Source organism: Rhizobium sp. WCS2018Hpa-16 (assembly GCF_031843705.1).
Taxonomy (GTDB): Bacteria; Pseudomonadota; Alphaproteobacteria; order Rhizobiales; family Rhizobiaceae; genus Agrobacterium; species Agrobacterium tumefaciens_C.
The window spans coordinates 383,779-398,897 of sequence record NZ_JAVTIX010000002.1 but is presented as its reverse complement, the minus strand read 5'-3'; the positions used below and the strand labels follow the sequence as shown (position 1 = coordinate 398,897).

Genomic DNA, 15,119 nt, shown 5'->3' with positions numbered 1-15,119 from the left:
GCAAGATGAACCGAGTGCGATCAAATTCCCAGGATCATAGTGACAGATCGTCTCTGGATGCGCTCAACCGCACAATCGAAGGCCTTGAAGCCCGGATCGAGGATCTTCTGGGTGCCAAGCCTGCGCGCCCATCTCATGAAAATCCTGCCTATGAGGCCACGAACCGTCGCGCTGACCTAACCGGAAGCGGCGCAAGGCCCGAAAATCCGCGCTTTGACCCCGTCAATGAGATTCGCCAGCGCCAGAAGGCGCTCGATGCCCGTTGGGAACGCCAGCAGGCGGAAGCGCCGCGTGGCGCGGATCTGCACGCAGAGCGCGACACGGACTATCGCGACACGCCCTCCCGCGATATGGACCGCCGTTACAGCGAGCGCGATTACCGTGCCTCGACAGCCATTCCGCCGCAGCGCCCGCGCCCGACCGCCCGTTACGAGCGCGCAATGCCGCAAGCCAATCAGGGGGATGCGGCCCTGCGGGAAGTGGCCGAGGCGTTGGTCAGCATGCGCCAGGAACTGAAGCACGAGATTTCCGAGGGCGTTGCCCGCGAAATGCAGGGTGTGCGTTCCGAGCTGCGCAATATCAGAACCTTTGCCGAGACACAGGATTTTGCCGAGGATATTCGTGAGGATGTCGCACGACTGGCGGCCAGCATCGAGCGCATGGGCGAGACGACATCGCCCGATGGCGAAGCGCTGCGCAGCGAGTTTGAGGAATTGCGCAGCCTGATGGATCAGGTTGCCCGCGAAACCAGCATGCAGCGCATGGAACAGCGTTTTAACAGCGTGGATGACAGGCTGCGCGAATTCGATACCGCTCCGCTTCAGGATGAAATCGTATCGCTCGCGTACCGTCTGGATGACATCAAGACCCAGCTGGGCTCAACGGGTGGCCAGGGCAATATCCGTGCGCTGGAAGAAAAGCTTATCACCATCGCCGGTGCTGTCGAGCAGATGGGCAAGCACATGCTGCCGCCCAACCTGGCTTTGGGCGAGCATTTCTCCGGCCTTGACCAGCGTCTGGAAGAGATGAGCCGGGCGATTTCCGTTGCCGGAAGCCGTTCTGCCGCAGCGATCGACCAGACACTGACCGAGCGGCTGGAAAATCGCCTGAGCGCGCTATCGGCCCAGATCGACACATTGAAAGACGATGCCGCCGAGCGGGCCAAGCCTTCCGACGCGCTGGGTGCGCGGCTGGACAAGCTGACAAGCCGCATCGAGGAACTGTCTACCGAGCGTAGCGTCTCGCAGCTGAGCGAGCGGCTGGACCAGCTTTCGCTGTTGATGGAACGCTCTCAGAGGCCATCCAGCCAGCCGGAACTGACTGCATTTCTGACCGATATATCCCGCAAGATCGATGAGCTGGGCAGCGGTGCCGTCAATGACAAGCTGGCCGAACGGCTGGAGAAGATCGCACGCCGCATCGAGGCGATCGAAACGCGGCCTTCCTCTGACCGGAACCCATCCTACGACACGGCCTTCACACGGCTTGAAGAGCGTCTGGGAGAGATCGCCGCAAGGCTTGATGAGACCAAGGCTCCGGTTGCATCCGACGCGACCGCCATGTCGCCGGAACTCGACCAGCGCATGTCGGCCATCGAAGACTATATGGCGTCGAGCGACGAATACATCATCGAAGCTGCGCGTCAGGCGGCGGAAGCTGTGCTGGAAGCGCATTCGCGCAACAATCTGGCGCAGACTGCCAGCAGCTCCGACATTGCCATTCTGACCGAGCTGGCCAACGACCTGCGCAAGCTGGAAGGTCTGAGCCGCAACACCGAAGAGCGCACACACCGCACCTTTGAAGCGCTGCATGAAACGCTGGTGCAGATTGCCGGTCGTCTCGACAATCTCGACAATCGCAGTGCACCGCGTTCGCCAGCCGCCCCTGCGACAGCGGATTCTGATCGCGACTGGGCAGACTATGACAGCATCGCGCAGATGCCAGCCGCCACCTTTCCAGAAGATGGCCTGATCAAGACTGAGCGCAATGCTTTCGAGACCCAGTCTGGCCTTATGTCCGAGATGGGCCATGACACAGAGACGCTGACGCCGCCGCAAGCTGCAAAGCCTGCCGGTGAAGAGCCGCGCGGCCTTTTGGCCGGGCTGACGCGCCGTTTCCGCTCCAGTGCCGCCAAGACTGAAAAAGAACCGCAGGCTTCCGCCCGCACACAGGTTGACCCTGCGCCTGCGCTCGACCCGATCGACACGCTTCAGTCGGACATGGATACCGAGTTGCTGGAGCCGGGCTCCGGTGCGCCTGATATCAAGAAAATTCTGGAGCGCGTGCGCGCCAGCCAGACCGCCGCTGCCCGTTCAGGAACTGGCGACACCGACAGCCGCGCCGACTTTATCGCCGCCGCCCGCCGTGCCGCCCAGGCTGCAGCGCAGGAATCTGCGCCAGAGCGCGGTTCCGCCTCGCGCACCCTGCGCGCCAAGCCATCAAGCGACAAGGCAGGTTCGGCTCTTTCGCGCTACCGCCGCCCGCTGCTTCTGGGCATCGGCGCCATTCTGCTGGCGATGATGGCCATGCCCGTTATCAAGTCTCTGGTCAGTGGCGACACCAAGCCCGCAACGGTTGCGACCGAAGCTGCGACCAGTGGCGAAGTCTCGGCCCTGACCGCCGCTCAGGAACAGCCAAAGCCCGCCATTGAAACACAAGCCGTGACCGTGCCATCCGACAGCGCGATGGATGAAAGCGCCCGAGCCGCTGGCGAACGGATGCAGGCCGATGCCGACAGGAACCCGCCTCTGATCGACACGCGCCCGATTGGCGGCGCGCCCCTGCCCGATGAAGCACCAGCGGTGGAAGCACCTGCGCCCGCTGCGCAAAATGACATTGCCGCTTTGCCCGCGCCTGAACAGGCACCCGCCGCACCACAGGCCGAGCCCCAGCAGCAGACCCTTGGCGAAACCGCCATTGCCGTGCCTGCAGGCATTGCACCGCAATCTCTTGTCGACGCCGCCGCAAAGGGCGACAGGCAGGCCTTGTTCGAGATCGGTGCCCGCTACACCGAAGGTCGCGGCGTCGCCACTGACCGTGCGGAAGCTGCAAAGTGGTACAAGCTTTCTGCCGATCGTGGCTTTGCGCTTGCGCAATACCGCCTTGGCAACATGTATGAGAAGGCAAACGGCGTAGACCGCAATCTGGGTGAGGCAAAGCGCTACTACGAAATGGCTGCCAATCAGGGCAATGCGGGCGCCATGCACAATCTGGCCGTTCTGCTCGCATCCGATGCGGCAGGTGCGCCCGACATTCTGGCTGCTGCCCGCTGGTTCATCCAAGCGGCCAATCTTGGCGTTCGTGACAGCCAGTTCAACCTTGCCATTCTTTACGCACGCGGCAGCGGCGTTCTTCAGAGCCTGCCGGAATCCTACAAGTGGTTTGCCATTGCCGCCCGTGATGGCGATGCCGATGCTGGCCAGAAGCGCGACGATGTTGCCAAGGCCATGCGCCCTGAGCAACTGGCCGAAGCCAAGGCCAAGGTTGATGCGTGGAAGGTGACGCCCCTGAACGACGATGCCAACACCGTGAACCTGCCAGCCGAATGGACCGGCGGGCAAGAGGTGAAGACCGCCTCTGTGGACATGCAAAAGGCGATCCGCAACATTCAGGCCATTCTCAACAATAATGGCTTCAAGGCGGGTGAACCTGACGGCAAGCTGGGCCCGGCCACAGTGACTGCCATCAAGTCATTTCAGAAGTCCGTGGGCCAGACGCCGGACGGACGCATCACCGACGAACTGGTGACCGCGTTGCTGGCTCGCAACAAGTAAATCGGCTCTTTACCGATCTTTCCTAAATATCAACGTATTTGCCATTGAATGTTTGACAGTCATGCCCACCACGGGCATGACCGATGAAGGTCGCAGGGCTTGTAGCCTTCGCCATTTTTTGACAGATACCACCCATTCGTGGTGAAGCCCGCCTTATGGCGGCTTTGCTGTTTTGCACGGAACCATGCCCGAGGTCCTGATGTGACTGTCTATCTGCCCATTGCAGAACTATCGGTGAATATTTTCATCATTCTCGGCATGGGCGCGGCCGTGGGCTTTTTGTCCGGCATGTTCGGCGTGGGTGGCGGTTTTCTCATCACTCCGCTTCTGATCTTTTACAACATTCCCCCCGTTGTTGCCGTGGCAACCGGTGCAAACCAGGTGGTGGCGTCCTCCGTTTCCGGCTCCATCAGCCATTTCAGGCGTGGCACGCTGGATGTGAAGCTGGGTGGCATGCTGCTGATTGGCGGTCTGTGCGGGGCAACCGTTGGCGTGTGGCTGTTTACGCTGTTGCGCAGCATCGGCCAGCTCGATCTCATCATCTCTCTGCTTTACGTCATTCTGCTCAGTACCGTTGGTGTGCTGATGCTGAAGGAAAGCATCTCGGCCATACGCCGCTCTGCCCGCAACGAGACGGTGACGCTGCGCCGCCCCGGCCATCACAACTGGGTGCACCGCCTGCCCTGGAAGATGCGCTTCAAGAAATCGAAGCTCTATCTCAGCGTCATCCCCATCATCGTTCTGGGTTTCGGCGTCGGTGTGCTGACCTCGGTCATGGGTGTCGGCGGCGGCTTCATCATGGTTCCAGCCATGATCTATCTGCTGCGCGTGCCCACCAACGTGGTTGTCGGCACTTCGCTGTTCCAGATCATTTTTGTCACTGCCTATACGACCGTGGTTCAGGCAGCGACGAATTTTTCCGTCGATATTGTGCTGGCCTTCATCCTGATGCTGGCGGGGGTCGTTGGTGCGCAATATGGCGTGCGCGTGGGCCAGAAACTGCGCGGCGAACAGCTTCGCGCGCTGCTGGCGCTGCTGGTTCTGGCGGTGGGCGTGAGGCTGGCGATTTCGCTGGTGCTAAAGCCGGATGATCTGTTTTCGGTGGCTGTTGGAGGGCTGGGATATTGATCCGTGCTGCCCTACTTGCTGCCGTTTTCGGCGTCTTCTGCACGCAGGCCTCAGCGCAGACGCCGCCGCTCGCCATTCTGCCGGATGCCAATGGGCAGGCGCGGACCTTGCAGGAAAACATCGAGATCGGCGCATCGACCTCGGAAATTTCCATCGCGTCGGATTTTCGCGGCGCTGACTTCACCATGTTCGGCGCGCTGAACAATGCCGACCAGTTGCTGCTGGCCATCGGCCAGTACGACATCGTCGTGACGCTGGAAGGCCCCAACGAATATTCCACCGTGCGCAAGAAAAGCCGGGTGGCCGGCATCTGGATCAACACCAGCGCCATTACCTTTGCGCCGCTGCCGGAATCCTATTCCATGGCAAGCACCCGCAGTATTGACAATATCGCTACGGCTGGAACGCTGAAGGCCATGGGTCTGGGCGTAGACCATCTGCCGCTGCGCAGCGCCGTTTTTTCCGGCGTGCCTGACAATGTCTTTGATTTTCAGGATGCCTATCGCCGTCTGAAACTGTCGAGCGGCATTTATCGCAATGACACGACCGGGGTGCGGCTGGAACGCACGGGCCTGTTCTGGGCTACGCTGCGCCTGCCAGCCAACGTGCCGAACGGCGTCCACACCGCCCGCGCCTACCTCTTCAAAAGCGGCATGCCCATAGCGCAAAAGGAATTGCGGTTGCGCGTGGTCAAGACCGGCATGGAGCAGGCCATAACGGATGCCGCCCACCAGACGCCTGTCGTCTACGGTATTTTGTGCGTGCTTCTGGCCGTGATTACCGGTTGGGGTGCCAGTATTCTGTTCCGCAGGGACTAAGGCCTAACCCAGCAGGTTTGTGAAGCGGACCGAGTAGATCCTGTCACGACCGAGCATATGCGCGACCAGTGCCGCATGGTCGAACAGGCCCTGCATGGCCTTGTGGCGCAGGTCCAGACCACCGCTTAACACGCCGAAGGCCGGCATCAGCATGCGCGCACCATCGGTTGCGAAGCAGGGTCGGCGCACCGACTTGTCGCGGCGGCGCACGGTGGCGGCGGGGTGAAGGTGACCGGCGATTTCACCGGGTGCGGCACCCAGCTTCGGCTCATGCCGGAAGACGAGGCTGCCATAGACCATCTCATCGGTTGAAGAGCCCGGCAGATCGACGGTGCCATCAGGATCATGGTTGCCGTTGATCCAGACCCACTCACGGCCCTTCGCCATCTCCTTGATGACCTCGCGCAGTGGCAAGGGCAGATGCGTTGATCCGATGCGATCGTGGAAATTATCGCCAAGGCTGACGACGATCTTCGGATCGTAACGGCTGATGAGGGACGACAGGATTTTCAGCGTGGCGATGGTGTCATAGGGCGGCAGCATACGACCGCGCCGGGCAAAGGCTGCACCCTTTTCCAGATGCAAATCCGAAACGACCAGTACCGACAGATCCGGGAGGTAAAGGCCGCCCAGCGGATCGCACCAGCCAGCAACTCCGTTGATGACGGTTTCCGAGCCAAGGCATTCAAAGCCGCTGGAAAATTTGTCGCTCAGGGCAAGTCGGCTCAACACGTATCACTTACTTTCTGTATCTAGGGCGCAATTCCGGACGCAAAACCGGTTCCCACTTTTGCTGGAATTGCTCTATGACATCGCATCGGCGATCAACTCGTCGGCGGCTTCGGCCAGCACATCATCCATGGCCTGACCTGCAACCGTCTCGCGCCCGATTTCCATCATGACCGGTACGGCCAGCGGCGAGACATGCTCCAGAGCGCAATGGGTGGTGTGACCTTTGATTCGCCTTAGCATATCGCCAAGTCGGCCAATGTCCAAAAGTCCTGATGATGCATCGCGCCGGGTCGCTTCCAAAAGGATGTGATCGGGCTCATGGCTGCGAAGAACGTCATAGATAAGATCAGCCGATACCGTGACCTGCCGCCCAGTCTTTTCCTTACCGGGATGGCGACGCTCGATGAGGCCTGAGATGATCGCGCAATTGCGGAAGGTGCGTTTCAGCATGAAGGATTCGTCCAGCCACGCCTCAAGATCATCGCCCAGCATGTCTTCATCCAGAAGATCGGTTAGCGACAGGCGGCCCGATTGCAGGCGCAGGCCCAAATCTTCCAGCGCCCATATGGCCAGCGAATAATCGGTGGCGACGAAGCCCATGGGCTTTGCCCCTGCCCGCTCCAGCCGCCGCGTCAACAACATGCCCAGCGTCTGGTGGGCCAGCCGCCCCTCAAAGGGATACATGACCATGAAGAAGCGCTTGCGAAACGGAAATGTCTCGACCAGCAGTTCATCGCGCTTTGGGATGACGGATTTTTCCTTCTGGATGGCCAGCCAGTCGCGGACCTGACCCGGCAAGGCTTGCCAGCGGGCGGGATCTGCCAGCATGGAGCGCACCTGATCTGCAAGATAGGTGGACAAGGGGAACCTGCCCCCGGCATAGGACGGTATTTTCGGGTCCATCGAAAAGGCCTGACTGACCAGACATTCGCTCTCGCGGATCCCTTCGAAACGCAGCACCTTGCCTGCAAACAGAAACGTATCGCCCTGCACCAGCTGCTCAAGGAAATATTCCTCGACCTTGCCCAGCGTCATGCCGCCGCGCCCGATGGTGCCCTTGGCGTTGCGCTTGACCATGCGGACATTCAGCTCTGCTGCCTCAACGATGGTGCCGAGATTGAGCCGGTACTGCATGGCGACCTGCGGGTTGGACACACGCCACAGGCCATCTTTCGTCTGGCGGATGCGGGCATATCGCTCATAGGTGCGCAGCGCGTAGCCGCCGGTTGCGGTGAAATCGACGATACGGTCGAAGGTATCGCGCGGGAGATTTGCGTAGGGCGAAGCGGTGATGACTTCGCGGTAGAGATCATCGGCATCGAAGGGTTCGGCGCAGGCCATGCCGAGTACATGCTGGGCCAGCACATCCAGCGCGCCTTCCGCAATGGGTGGCGTATCCTGCGCGCCGACATAATTGGCGTCCAGCGCTGCACGGCACTCCATAACCTCGAAGCGATTGGCCGGAACGAGGATGGCCTTGGAAGGCTCATCCATTCGGTGGTTGGCGCGACCAATGCGCTGGGCAAGGCGGCTTGCGCCCTTGGGCGCACCGATATGCACGACGAGATCGACATCGCCCCAATCGATACCAAGATCAAGCGTTGAGGTGGCAACGACGGCGCGCAGCTTGTTCTCCGCCATGGCGGCTTCCACCTTGCGCCGCTGGCCCGCATCCAGTGAGCCGTGATGCAGGGCAATGGGCAGATTATCGTCGTTGATCGTCCAGAGTTCCTGAAAGATACGTTCGGCCTGCGAGCGGGTGTTGACGAAAATCAGCGTGGTCTTGTGGGCTTTCAGTGCCGGATAGAGATCCTGCATGGCATAGCGCGCCGAATGGCCGGACCATGGAATGCGCTCTTCGGTCGTTAAAATGGCAATATCGGGCTTGGCCCCGCCATCCACGGTGATGAGGCCGGCGACGGGCTGGCCATCCGCTTGCGGGATGAGATAGCGCTGCAAATCCATGGGATCGGCAACGGTGGCGGACAGGCCGATGGTGCGCATTGATGGCGCGTGTTTGCGCACCCGCGCCAGCGCCAACGCCAGCGAATGCCCACGCTTGGAGGTAACGAGCGAGTGCAGCTCATCCAGCACCACGAATTTCAGGTCCTTGAAGAAACGCTCCGCTTCCTTGCTGGCGAGCAGTAGCGAGACCTGTTCCGGTGTCGTCAGCAGAATATCCGGCGGCTTGAGTTTCTGGCGCTGACGCTTGGACTGAGGCGTGTCCCCTGTGCGGGTTTCCACCGAAATCGGCAGGCCCATCTCCGACACCGGCTTCATCAGGTTACGCTCGATATCGACAGCCAGTGCCTTCAGCGGTGAGATGTAGAGCGTGTGCACGCCGACGAAAGCTGAACCGGGCGGCACCTTGCCGCGCTCAGCCAAATCCGTCAGCGATGCCATGAAGCCGCCGAGCGTCTTGCCTGCACCTGTGGGCGCAATCAGCAGCATGTTTTCGCCGGCTCTGGCGCGGGCGGCGAGTTCCAGCTGGTGGGCGCGGGGGCTCCAGCCCTTTTGCCCAAACCATGTCTGGAAAGCTAAAGGCAGACTGCCGACATCTTGGCCGGACGTGGGAGGGTCTATGTGTTTCACACCCCTAAAGTAGTGAAAGCCAGCCGAAAAAGAAGGGCCTTAGACCGCGATATAACGGTCTTTCCGGTGGTTGATGGCGATAACCAAGTTCATGACCAGCGCACCGAGAATGGAGCAGACGATGATGAGCGGCGTCGCCACGAAAAACGAGCAGAACAGAACCGTGCAATCAAAGGCAAGCTGGACAAGACCGGCGCGAACCCCGAAACGATCTTGAATGTAGAGAGCCACTATACCAAAGCCGCCAAGGCTGGCGCGGTGACGAAACAGCGCCATCATGCCTGCTGCAACCGTGAGACCGCCGAAAAGCGCAGCCACGATGGGATTGACGCTTTGCAAGGGGATAAAATGCGGAAGATATTCCGATAGCAGAGCCGTCAGCGCCACGGCGCAGAAGGTTTTGAGGGTGAAGGCAAGGCCGAGGCGTCTCAGCGCAATGTAATAAAACGGCAGATTGGCGAGGAAGAACAGAAGGCCGAAGCTGATATCGGTTGCGTAATGCAGCAGAAACGCGACGCCCACGACGCCACCTGTCAGAAGCCCGCCGCCCGACAACAGGATGACGCCGAGCGATATCAGCATGCTGCCCGCGATGACGCCCTGCGCATCCTCCAGCGCGGAATGGCGCTCAGGGGTCGATGCCCAAAACCTCAGTCGTGTCTGTTCTGCAGTGTCGCTCATCATGGTCCCCGCCTTGGCCTTCCACTCTTTGCGCAGAGTTCACAAAAAACTCAAGGGATCAGCGCACGACGATATAGCGATCCGAGCGGTGGTTGATGGCGAGGAAGAGGTTGAGAACGAAGGCACCGACGATGGAATAACCAACCGTTGCGGGATCGATGACAAAGAAAGCGGCGACCATGACGCAGCTATCGAAAGCAAGCTGGATGAGACCGGCGCGAATGCCGAAACGGTCCTGAATATAAATCGCCAGAATGCCGATGCCGCCAAGGCTTGCGCGGTGCCGATACAGCGCCAGAAGCCCGTAGCCCAGAAGCAGCCCACCCAGAAGGGCGGCCCAGAGCGGGTTGATGCTTTCGATGACCATCCAGCGGCTTTCCAGCTCCGTCAGCACCGAAACGAGACCGATGGCGATGAAGGTTTTGAGCGAGAAGGCCAGCCCGAGCCGCCGGAAGGACAGGTAATAGAAGGGCAGATTGACGAGGAAGAACATGAGGCCGAAGCTGATGCCAAAGGCGTAATGCACGAGAAAGGCCACACCCGCCGTGCCGCCCGTGAGCAGGCCGACCTTGGCCAGCATATAGAAGCCGAGTGCAGAGACGATGCTGCCGGTGACGATGCCCTGAATATCTTCCAGTGGCGCATGCTTGGCCGGATCGGCACTCCACATGCCATAAACGCTTCTCGTGAATGCCATGTGCGCTACCCCAAAATGGAACTGCATCGACGCGCTACGGATCCGCCGGATGGGTCGCTCGATGGAGACCATTTTGCACCGCAAAAGCCGCACGTTCAATATCGATATGTAAGCAGGGCTGACCTATCGATCAAAAGGCAAGAAACGAAAAGATCATCAGGGTTTTCTGGCAAGAAACAGAATGCCTCCGAGGGGTTTTCCGGCATCCTTGCGAATGGTGGTTTTCTCGATAGCCTTAATTTCGAGCCCTGACGCAGCCAGCAGGCCACAGACATAGGATTGCGAATGGGCATAGCGCAGGGATGGCCGCAGGACAAAACCATCGGCATCTTCAGCATCTTCCACCGAAAAGGCAAAGGAACCGCCCGGCGCAAGCAGTTCAATCACCAGCGGCATGACCGTTTCCAGACTGCCGAGATACATCATGACATCGGCAGCGGCGACGAGGTCTGCACGGTGGCGGGGCAGATTAGCGGCAAAGAGGCCCGAGGCTTCTGAGGCTAGCGAAAGATCGGCCTGCGCCAGATGGTGATAGATCGCTTTTTCCTGGGCCTTGGCCAGCATGTTTGCGGAAATATCGAAACCTTCCAACCGCGCTGCCCATTCGCAGATTTCTACACCCAGAAGACCGGTGCCGCAGCCGATATCGACCACACAGGCAAACTCGCCGGCTTCAGGCTTTGCCGTTTCGATCAAGGCTGCCAGCTTCTGCGGCACGCTGTAATCCAGCTTTTGCACCAGCGATGTTTCGAACCGCTCGGCATAATCATCGAACAGGCCTTCGACATAGGCGCTCGGCGGTTGTTCCGGGGTTTCGACGGCGCCCAGCACCGCCAGTTTCAAAGGGGCTGCGAAAATTCCATCCGGATCCAGCCCGTCCACGGTCTGGTAGGCTGCAATAGCCTTTTCGGTCTGGCCAGCCTTGTCGCAATAATCGCCCAGTTGCACCCAGCCTGCCGCCCATGAGGGCACAAGTTCCAGCGCCTGTTCCATCAACTCTGCCGCAGCGGCGTGATCTCCGCTTTCGCCGAGCATGCGGGCATAATCGGCGCGCCGGTCTGCGATGGCATCGCCGGACGAAAACTGGTTTGGGGCCATCATTGCTTTCCTGAAAGAGGTGGGCTGTCTTTCATCAGGCCACAAAAAAACTCAAGTCCTATTTCATGGCAAAGGCAATTATGGCGCAGAGACTGCGTCATCGCTTGCATAGTGGTGCCTGGCTTCATATGTCTTGGCGGAATTTAGGAGATTTGCTGATGGCTGGTGAGGTCGATAAGGTGCTGGGTGACAGTGTGGCGCGGACAATCATCAAATTGCTCGTCGTGTCGCTGATCGTGGGCTTCGTCATGGCGGTTTTCGGCCTGACGCCCTGGAACATCATCTACGGCGTGCGCGATTTCGTTCTCGACATCTGGCACAGCGGCTTCCGCGCTTTGGGCAGCATTGGCGACTACCTGCTGGCCGGTGCCGTGATCGTTATTCCCGTCTTCATCATCCTTCGCCTTTTGAGCTTTCGCCGCTAATATGACCCAACAGACAGTCTTTTCGCTTTCCCGGCGCGGCTTCGTGCTGGTTGGCGCAAGCGCCGCCCTTTCCGCCTGCGTTTCCCGCCCCACCAACAAGGGCATCGCCTCAGGTGCCCGGGATGAAACCGCAGCCGCGCTGCCCATGGTCAACGAGCTTCGCCGCTCCAAAGGTCTGGGAACGCTCAGTGCCAATAGTGCCGCGCAACAGGCCGCGCTCTATCAGGCCAGCCGCATGGTGAAGGCGCAGAAAATGGCGCATCTCATCGGCCTAACCGACAGTTTTCTCATTCGCATGAAAGAGGGCGGCGTTCCCCTGCCTGCCGCTGAAAATGTGGCCGCCGGTCAGGATACCGTCGAGCGTGTCGTCAAAGCCTGGATCGGCTCTCCGCACCATCTGGAAAACATGCTGGGCAATTACGGCGGCCTTGGCGTGGCCGTTGCCTATGATGCCGCCGCCAACAACCGCCCCTATTGGGCGATGGTGCTGTGTCGGTAATGAGGGTTGGGCTGAAGGCCAAAGGTTCGGTCTCTTCAACGCCTTCTTCGTCATGCTCGGGCTTGTCCCGAGCATCTGCTACGTTGTGATTTTGGAGGCGTGATCAGATCCTAGGGACAAGCCCTAGGATGACGGAGGAGAGGTCGGAGCCTCGAATTATCCGCTAAAGCATGTCACAGTGAATAGGATTCACTGTGACATGCTTTAGCTCATGCTTTGCCGCATGTACGTTATCGTTTAATTGAGGACAATTAAACGCGACATGCTTTAGATTTTCCGCTCAGCACAGCGATCCACAGCACTGTCCCGCAACTCCCTGACATTCCCAACCCGCTCACGCTCCACCAGGGTGGAAAGCCCGCGCACGATCTTGCCCGGAAGCCCCGGCCCTCCATAGACCATGCTCGAATAAAGCTGGACCAGATCAGCACCTGCCTTGATCTTTTCCAGTGCGGTTTCAGCCGATGACACGCCGCCAACGCCGATGATGGGCAGCGCGGGGCCGACGCGCTTGCGCATCTTGGCCAGCACCGTGGTCGACAGGTCAAACAGCGGCTTGCCGGAAAGGCCGCCAGTTTCATGGTTGTTCTGGCCCGGCATGAGGCCGGTGCGCGACAGCGTGGTGTTAGAGACGATCAGGCCATCGAGATTATGGGCGAGAACCTCAGCCGCGATATCATCCAGCCCTTCTTCGGTCAGATCAGGCGCGATCTTGAGGAAGACGGGAATGGCGCGGTTCAGCTTTTGCGTTTCCATATCCCGCTTTTGCAGCACAGCCGCCAGAAGCGCCGAAAGGCTTTCGCGTGCCTGCAAATCGCGCAGGCCCGGCGTGTTGGGCGAAGAGATGTTGGCCGTGAAATAGGACGCGACCGACGAGAAGGCCTCGATGCCCTTCACGTAATCCGAGATGCGGTCGTCGCTATCCTTGTTGGCGCCGATATTGACGCCGACAATGCCGCGCAGGTTGGCTGCAAACAGGCGCGCCAGAGCTGCTGCATGGCCCTCATTGTTGAAGCCGAGACGGTTGATGACGGCCTCGTTTTCCACCAGCCGGAAAATACGCGGTTTCGGGTTTCCCGATTGCGGGTATGGCGTCACGGTTCCGATTTCGGTGAAACCAAAGCCGAGCTTCAAAAGAGGCCCGGGCACTTCCGCGTTCTTGTCATAGCCCGCCGCCATGCCGAGCGGATTGGGGAAGACCAGCCCGGCCACCGTTTGTTGCAGGCGCGGATCATGCGGCACATGGCAGGTGGGAATGAAGCCGCTGCGCAGCGCCGTGATCGACATGCCATGGGCCACTTCCGGGTCCATCAAAAACAGGCCGCGACGGCCCAGCTGGGAAAAAAATCCACTCATCATGCAATCTCCGGAAACTGGTGTGCGCCATCATCATCCAGCGTGAGCGGCGTTTCCCACAGGACGGCGCTGAAAGGCAGGGGTGCGTATAGATGCGGGAAGAGGTCGCCGCCACGCGAGGCTTCAAACACGAGCTTATCGCCCAGCGCGCCACCATCGACCGCGACCAGAAGAAGATCTTCCTGACCAGCGAAATGGAGCTGCGCCGTTGTCTTGACCTGGGCTGCGGTGGAAAAATGGATGTAGCCATCCGTGATGTCTATGGCCGCGCCGGTGAAAACACCCGCCTCCTTGGCCTCGCGCCAAAGGGCCGATGGCACGACCTTGTAGATGACGGGGCTATCGATATCAGGGGGCGTTTCAGGCATGCAGCGTCTCCTTCATATGCGGGCGGTTTGCCGCAAATGCCCTTGCTTGTCCACAGTGCGGCACTGTTTTTTGCGGATTGTCAGAACCGGCTGGCGTCACAGCCCATAAGACCGTGCGTTGCGCCAAAATTTTACACAATCCTTGGTTTGTGGAGCTTGACGTTTGGCGAAACTCCACCAACAATAAGGTTTACATGAAATGCTCTTGGGAGGGGGTACGGCATGTCACAGCTCACCATCATCATCGCAGACGACCATCCTTTGTTTCGTGGCGCGTTGCGCCAGGCGGTCACGGGGCTTGAGGGCGACAATACAATCATCGAAGCTGGCGATTTCGAGGCGGCCAAGCGTGCTGTGGAGCGCCAACCCGATGCCGATCTTCTGTTGCTCGATCTTGCCATGCCGGGCGTTAGCGGGTTTTCCGGCCTGATGGCGCTGCGGGCGGAATTCGCCAGCCTGCCCATCATCATCGTTTCTGCCACGGACGACCCTTCGACCATGCGCCACGCCATTGAACTCGGCGCATCCGGCTTCATTTCCAAGTCCTGCGGCATTGAAGACATGCGCGCCGGGATCCGTGCTGTGCTGGAAGGCGATGTCTGGATACCGGCATCCTGTCAGTCCGGGCAGGATCAGGACCGCGATATGGCCGATCTCATCCACCGCTTAAGAACGCTGACGCCACAGCAGAGCCGTGTGCTGGGCATGTTGGGGGAAGGCTTGCTGAACAAGCAGATTGCCTATGAGCTTGGCGTTTCCGAAGCAACGATCAAAGCCCATGTCTCCGCAATATTGCTGAAATTGAAGGTAGACAGCCGCACACAGGCGGTGATCCAGCTTTCGAAGATCAACACACCGACGATGGTGGCATAGTTTACAAGGATTTTATTCCTTTTTCTACTTTACTCTTTGATCGTGTTTGGCTAAATTTCGTTTGATAGTGAAGCGGGCA

Annotated in this window: 13 protein-coding genes; 6 read left to right on the top strand and 7 right to left on the bottom strand. The window is 59.6% G+C overall.

The window, feature by feature from the left end; translation table 11 throughout:
• Window positions 1-5: 5 nt before the first annotated feature.
• The 3 genes from RQI55_RS08065 to RQI55_RS08055 all read left to right on the top strand — a co-directional run bounded on the left by RQI55_RS08065 (window position 6) and on the right by RQI55_RS08055 (window position 5,719).
• A complete protein-coding gene (locus tag RQI55_RS08065) occupies window positions 6-3,773 on the top strand; it encodes a peptidoglycan-binding protein (RefSeq protein WP_243256682.1) in 3,768 nt (1,255 codons plus the stop codon).
• A gap of 201 nt (window positions 3,774-3,974) precedes the next feature.
• Entirely contained in the window at window positions 3,975-4,901 is a 927-nt protein-coding gene (locus tag RQI55_RS08060; RefSeq protein ID WP_042617975.1) for a sulfite exporter TauE/SafE family protein, read from the top strand.
• Window positions 4,898-5,719: a TIGR02186 family protein gene (locus RQI55_RS08055; protein ID WP_243256683.1), complete on the top strand. Its 822-nt coding sequence runs from the start codon at window positions 4,898-4,900 to the stop codon at window positions 5,717-5,719. The genes RQI55_RS08060 and RQI55_RS08055 overlap by 4 nt, the downstream gene beginning before the upstream one ends.
• Before the next feature lie 3 nt (window positions 5,720-5,722).
• Here RQI55_RS08055 and pdeM read toward each other — a convergent pair whose 3' ends face one another.
• The 5 genes from pdeM to RQI55_RS08030 form a co-directional block, all read right to left on the bottom strand.
• Window positions 5,723-6,451 carry a ligase-associated DNA damage response endonuclease PdeM gene (pdeM, locus tag RQI55_RS08050; RefSeq protein WP_243256684.1) on the bottom strand — a complete coding sequence of 243 codons (729 nt, stop codon included), beginning with the start codon at window positions 6,449-6,451 and terminating at the stop codon, window positions 5,723-5,725.
• A gap of 72 nt (window positions 6,452-6,523) precedes the next feature.
• The gene (locus RQI55_RS08045; protein ID WP_311272458.1) at window positions 6,524-9,043 is read right to left on the bottom strand and encodes a ligase-associated DNA damage response DEXH box helicase; all 2,520 of its coding nucleotides are present in this window, start codon (window positions 9,041-9,043) and stop codon (window positions 6,524-6,526) included.
• A 39-nt stretch (window positions 9,044-9,082) separates the two neighbouring features.
• The gene (locus tag RQI55_RS08040; RefSeq protein ID WP_243256686.1) at window positions 9,083-9,724 is read right to left on the bottom strand and encodes a YitT family protein; all 642 of its coding nucleotides are present in this window, start codon (window positions 9,722-9,724) and stop codon (window positions 9,083-9,085) included.
• A gap of 58 nt (window positions 9,725-9,782) precedes the next feature.
• Window positions 9,783-10,394 carry a YitT family protein gene (locus tag RQI55_RS08035; protein ID WP_243256999.1) on the bottom strand — a complete coding sequence of 204 codons (612 nt, stop codon included), beginning with the start codon at window positions 10,392-10,394 and terminating at the stop codon, window positions 9,783-9,785.
• A gap of 183 nt (window positions 10,395-10,577) precedes the next feature.
• Complete coding sequence (locus RQI55_RS08030; protein WP_243256687.1) at window positions 10,578-11,519, bottom strand: methyltransferase domain-containing protein; 942 nt, start codon at window positions 11,517-11,519, stop codon at window positions 10,578-10,580.
• Between the two features lie 158 nt (window positions 11,520-11,677).
• On the opposite strand from RQI55_RS08030, the gene RQI55_RS08025 reads away from it, so the two are divergent.
• Both RQI55_RS08025 and RQI55_RS08020 read left to right on the top strand, forming a co-directional pair.
• Window positions 11,678-11,944: a DUF6460 domain-containing protein gene (locus tag RQI55_RS08025; protein WP_042617970.1), complete on the top strand. Its 267-nt coding sequence runs from the start codon at window positions 11,678-11,680 to the stop codon at window positions 11,942-11,944.
• A 1-nt stretch (window position 11,945) separates the two neighbouring features.
• Entirely contained in the window at window positions 11,946-12,443 is a 498-nt protein-coding gene (locus tag RQI55_RS08020; protein ID WP_042617969.1) for a CAP domain-containing protein, read from the top strand.
• Window positions 12,444-12,710: 267 nt separating this feature from the next.
• Here RQI55_RS08020 and RQI55_RS08015 read toward each other — a convergent pair whose 3' ends face one another.
• Together RQI55_RS08015 and RQI55_RS08010 are read right to left on the bottom strand one after the other, a co-directional pair.
• On the bottom strand, window positions 12,711-13,799 hold the full coding sequence (locus tag RQI55_RS08015) for a quinone-dependent dihydroorotate dehydrogenase (RefSeq protein WP_243256688.1): 1,089 nt from the start codon (window positions 13,797-13,799) through the stop codon (window positions 12,711-12,713).
• Window positions 13,799-14,167, bottom strand: a complete 369-nt coding sequence (locus RQI55_RS08010; RefSeq protein ID WP_243256689.1) for a DUF952 domain-containing protein — start codon at window positions 14,165-14,167, stop codon at window positions 13,799-13,801. Before RQI55_RS08010 ends, RQI55_RS08015 begins: the two co-directional genes overlap by 1 nt.
• Window positions 14,168-14,389: 222 nt before the next feature.
• Between RQI55_RS08010 and RQI55_RS08005 the strand changes: the two genes are divergently transcribed.
• A complete protein-coding gene (locus tag RQI55_RS08005; RefSeq protein ID WP_042617966.1) occupies window positions 14,390-15,040 on the top strand; it encodes a response regulator transcription factor in 651 nt (216 codons plus the stop codon).
• Window positions 15,041-15,119 lie beyond the last annotated feature (79 nt).